This window comes from Frankia sp. CcWB3, assembly GCF_977927595.1.
This window is the reverse complement of record NZ_CDWRCK010000286.1, coordinates 1-4830: the sequence shown is the minus strand read 5'-3', so window position 1 is coordinate 4830 and position 4830 is coordinate 1. Positions and strand designations below refer to the sequence as shown.

General features: G+C 69.3%; 3 protein-coding genes and 1 pseudogene. 1 reads left to right on the top strand and 3 read right to left on the bottom strand.

Going from position 1 to position 4830, the window contains the following annotated elements; translation table 11 throughout:
* Positions 1–101: 101 nt before the first annotated feature.
* Complete coding sequence (locus ACY5KJ_RS17575) at positions 102–1361, bottom strand: L,D-transpeptidase (protein WP_462203878.1); 1260 nt, start codon at positions 1359–1361, stop codon at positions 102–104.
* Positions 1362–2347: 986 nt separating this feature from the next.
* Here ACY5KJ_RS17575 and pucL point away from each other — a divergent pair.
* A complete protein-coding gene (gene pucL, locus ACY5KJ_RS17570; RefSeq protein ID WP_462203877.1) occupies positions 2348–3226 on the top strand; it encodes a factor-independent urate hydroxylase in 879 nt (292 codons plus the stop codon).
* A 19-nt stretch (positions 3227–3245) separates the two neighbouring features.
* Here the strand turns inward: pucL and ACY5KJ_RS17565 are convergent.
* A pseudogene (locus ACY5KJ_RS17565) lies at positions 3246–4113 on the bottom strand (SAM hydrolase/SAM-dependent halogenase family protein).
* Between the two features lie 15 nt (positions 4114–4128).
* A complete protein-coding gene (locus ACY5KJ_RS17560; protein WP_462203879.1) occupies positions 4129–4551 on the bottom strand; it encodes a DUF3099 domain-containing protein in 423 nt (140 codons plus the stop codon).
* Positions 4552–4830: the final 279 nt, after the last annotated feature.

The window sequence follows — 4830 nt, the reverse complement described above, 5'->3', positions numbered from 1 at the left end:
GTGGGAGCGGCCGAGGGCGCATATTGACGACGCCCGGCACCGAGCTGGTCGGGCCGGGCGTCGTCCACGCTGCCGCGGCTGCGAGACCCGCGATCGCCCGGTCAGGCGCCGGCGCCCGCCGAGCCGGTCCTGGGGATGGCGGCCGCAGGCCCGGGCGTGACGGTGCTCACCGCGGAGTCGAGGCTCACCGCGGGGGCGAGCTGGTCGGACACTGGCAGCGCGCTGCCCGCCTTCCACGTGGCCCAGGGGACCGACCACGCGTTGCCGAGCTGTGAGGTGTCCGGCGGCCGACCGGTGTTGACGATGTCGATGATGTCACCGAGCCGGGTGAAGCTGTAGAACCACTGGGCGTCGGCGGGTGAGGCGTTCACGCACCCATGGGAGACGTTGGCTCGTCCCTGGGAGGGCACCGACCAGGGCGCGGAATGCACGTACTGCCCGCCACTGGTGTAGTGGACCGCCCACTGGACCTTCTCGTAGTAGTAGTCCGGGTCGCCCTGGGGGATGCCTACGGTGGCCGAATCCATGATCACTTCAGCTGACTTGCCCAGCACGTTGTGCGGGCCATCCATGCTCGGCAGACTGGGTTTGCCGAGGCTGACCGGCATCGTGCGCAGCAGTTGCCCGTCCCGGAAGACCTTCATCGTGTGGGTGGCCGAGTCGACCTTGGAGACCTGGGCGGAGCCGATGACGAAGTCCATCGCCCGGTCCTTGACCCCCAGCCGGCCCCCGCCCGCGTCGTAGCCGGCGAAGTTGGCCTCGACGTGCACCTTCGTCCCGGGCTTCCAGTACTCCTTCGGCCGCCACATGACGACCCGGTTCGACAGCCAGTTCCACGCGCCGAGGACCGGCGGATCGGTCCGTACGACCAGCCGGCTCTGGACGGCGGCCCGACTGGGCGCGGGCGCGCTGAACGTCAGGCTGATCGGCGCGCCGATCCCGACGGTCTGGCCCGCGACCGGCTCCCAGGAGACCTTGAACGACTTCGCCGGGACGCCGGTCACGAAGCCGGTCCGCACCGACGTCGTCCCGACGATGCCCGTCGCCGGGGACGTGGACGCCTCGACGTCGTACCGCGAATCGGCGAACAGCCCACCGGAGGATGTCCAGGTCCGATGATCGGCCGAGAAGGTGCCGAGCAGTATCCCCGGCTCCGTCTTCTCCGACGCGCTCGCCCTCCGGTTGACGGAGACCGCGGCCAGCGGGGCGTTGCCGCGCACGACGACCGGGCTGGTCAGCGCCACCCCGGTGGCGCCGTCCCCCGGCGTGACCGTCACGCTCGCCGCCGGATCCGGCGCGGGGGTGGCCCCGGCCGGCGCCGGTGATGCCCCCCCGCCGGAACAGGCCGCCGCGGACAGCACCGCGGCAAGCAGAAGCGTCCCCCCCGGCCACCGCCGGGGCCGGCGACCAGGCGATCCCGCCGGCCGGGATTCCAGCCGGGCCGAGCGACCCCACCCATGGAAAATACGTGAGGGAATCATTACCGAGCGAGACATGTAATGCCCCCTCTTGAAGACCGCGCCGGCAGCGTCGCCGGACGGGAAGCTACGTCCGAACGGTACCCAGAGATCAACCCCACGTATCCTCGATCAGCGGAATCTACGGCGCCAACCGGAAGAGCATCACCCAGCGTCGAGCATCTTAATACGGAGAGTAGCACTCTCCAGGCGTCCCACATACACCCCTCCCCTTCTCCCCTTCTGACGCACGAACGCCTTCCCGAGTTGCCCGGCCCGGAGGACATTTCACCGACCACCCGAAACGACGGCCAGAACCCGCGGCGATATCAAAAAAGACGCAACCCGTCACCCGTGCAGATGAGTTTCCGCAACCAGAGACGACCGGGCGGTACACGGCACCGCCGGCATGCGAGACCATTGACGTCTCGCTGACTTTCCATTACCGGAAGCCACCCGGACGGGTCACCACCGCGTGATCCCACCCAGCGGTCCACCTGGCCCGGAGGGGCACCCCGGCGACAGGCCGGGGCGAGGAGCCGGAGGACGAACGGCACGACGAACGGCACGAGCCGGGCGCGCGAAACTCACTGTCGGTCCGGGAGGTCACCCGGTCCAGCAGAATGGTCAGGCCACGTTCGGCGGTCTCCGGCCCGCACCGGTGCCGGCACGACGCGCCGGGACGGTCGGACCCGCGGCAGGCCGATCGACCCGGCCGGGCGAAAGGCGCACTCCGGATAAGGGAAATGACCGTCCCACGACAGGGAGGCCACATGGCGATCGTTCTCGGGCCCAATCAGTATGGAAAGGCGGAGGTCCGTCTCGTCCACGTAGGAGTAGAAATGAAATAACTTGCGCGTTTCGAACCCTCCACAGGCCTGTGACCTGCGATGATGCTCTCGATCACGTATTTGTTACTTCATTACGTCCCCGTAGCGCGGAACGGACCGGTGCACCAGATCACCGATCTGAACGTCTCCACTGCGCTTCGTGGTGACTTCGCCGCCGCGCACCTGTCCGGCGACAATGCGCACGTGCTCACCACGGACACGCAGAAAAACACCGTCTACGCCTTCGCCCGCGAGCACGGAATCGGCCAGATCGAGGATTTCGCGATCCGGCTGGGTCACCATTTCGTCGGATCCCTCCCGTGGATCGACGGCGCCCGGATAGAAATCGAGCAGTACCGGTGGGACCGCATCCCGGTGGACGGGGTGCCGCACGACCATGCCTTCAGCAGGTCGGCTGGGGAGAAAAGGACGACGGTCGTCACCCTCGACCGTGACACGGCCTTCGTCGTGTCCGGACTCGCCGGGCTGGTCCTGCTGAAGTCGACCGGCTCGGAATTCTCGGGGTTTCTCCGCGACCGGTACACCACGCTGCCCGAGACGACAGACCGCATCCTGGCGACAGAGGTCACCGCCCGCTGGCGCTACGCCCGGTCAGACCTCGGCTTCGAACGACTGTTCGACTGGATACGGACGGCTCTGGTCAGCACCTTCGCGAGCCTCCACAGCCTGGCTCTGCAACAGACCCTGTACCGGATGGGCGAGGCGGCACTGACCGCGCACGCCGACGTCGCCGAAATCCGCCTGTCAATGCCGAACAAACACCACTTCCTGGTTGATCTAGAACCGTTCGGGCTCGATAATCCCAACACGATCTACTACGCCGCGGACCGGCCGTACGGCAAGATCGAGGGAACGGTCCTGCGCGATGACGCTCCCGACCCGGGGCCGAGCTGGCTGACCTTCCCGGGATTCTGCTGACCGGTGCTGACCGGTGCCGTCACCCGACGGGCGGTGGGCGCCCCGGACGCCTGTCCCAGCGGCGCAGCGTAAGGCGGTCGCCGGGCATAAGCGTAAGGGCATGCGCGGCGTCACCGTCGCGCACGGCGAGGGCCGCCATCCCCGCCGAGCCGACGTAGAGCACCGCCTCCCCCGGGCCGACGGAACCGAAGGTGACCCCTACCGCCAGTTCAACCATCGGGCCCGCGGCCGCGGGCGGCCCGACCGCCTGCTCGGCCCCGGTCGGGCGGTCCCGCCGGAGCGGTCGCAGCACCGCCCGACCCGGCGGGCGCAGCCCGGCCGCGCCGAGCAGCGCGCCGGAGGCCGCGAGCTGGACGTTGCCGAACGTGTCAACGAGGACCACCTCGGTCTCCACGGTGCCATCCGGGCGTAGCCGAGCCAGGGCCGCCCGCGGACGGACCAGGGTCGCCGGCTCCACCGGCTCACCGACCTCCTGGAGCGGCGTCCCGCGCGCCAGGGCGGCAGCCACCGGGGCGAAGACGTCCCGGCCGTGGAACGTCGCGGGGGTTCCGGGCCGCACCGCCAGCGTGACCGCGGCCTCGATCCCCCCCCAACCGCTCGGCCGCGGAGATCAGCAGGCCGTTGTCGGGCCCGACCAGGTGACCGCCGACCGCGCGCAGTGCCAGGGCCCGGCGCGACGTACCCACCCCGGCGAGGTGCACCCCCCGAGGCAGGGAACCCACCGTCTGGGCGAGCACGGCCGCCCCCCGCCGCACGTCCCCCGGCGGCACCAGGTGGGTCACGTCGATGATCCGGGCGTCCGGCACCGTCTGCAGGATCACCCCGTGGCAGGCTGCAACAAAGCCGTCGGCGAGTCCGTAGTCAGTGGTGAAGCTGATGCACCTCACCGGCTCAACCTGACGTCAACCCGACGGCCCGGAGACGGGCGCCTCGCCGAGCCCGCTGCCGTCCCGGCCCGGTGGGTCCGGATGGCCGTGCGCCCAGCCCTCGTCATCCACCCAGCCCTCGCTGTCGACCACCCGGTGGGGATCGGCCTCCAGGGCCGGCGGCTCGCCCGCCGCCGGCTGGCCCGGATCGTAGCTGGCGGGCCGGTCGCGTTCGGGCGCCGGACCGCCATTGGCGATGACCACCGCGACCCACGGAATGATCACGGCCATCGCGACAGCGACAAACCGCAGCCAGCCGTGGAAGGCGACCACGGCGAGCACGAAGCAGAGCATCCGGAACATCATCGAGAGGAGGTAACGCACCTCCCGCCGATGGATGTCCGACTGCCGCGACCGGGCCGCGGACGTGATCAGGACCGTGTCCTGCCGCCTGAACATCACGCGTACACCTCGATGGCTCTCACTCCCCGACCGGTGCGCCGCCCCGCGCCTCCAAATATCCTCCTCACCGGCGCCCTGGGAAAATGCTGGCGGCCGGCGTGCGACGGTGCGGACCAGGAACCATGGCGCCCGCCGGGCGCCGTGTCGAACGACACCATGTCGGATAACATCATGTTGCACTATGTCGTGTGACATCATGTCAAGTAACACTATGGTAGATAGCACTATGTCAAGTGGCACTATGGAGTCGAAATGAAATAACTTGCGCGTTTCGAA

Coding starts and splice junctions, on each gene's coding strand:
- ACY5KJ_RS17560 (WP_462203879.1), bottom strand. CDS start 4,551: ATGTTCAGGCGGCAGGACACGGTCCTGATCACGTCCGCGGCCCGGTCG.
- pucL (WP_462203877.1), top strand. CDS start 2,348: ATGATGCTCTCGATCACGTATTTGTTACTTCATTACGTCCCCGTAGCG.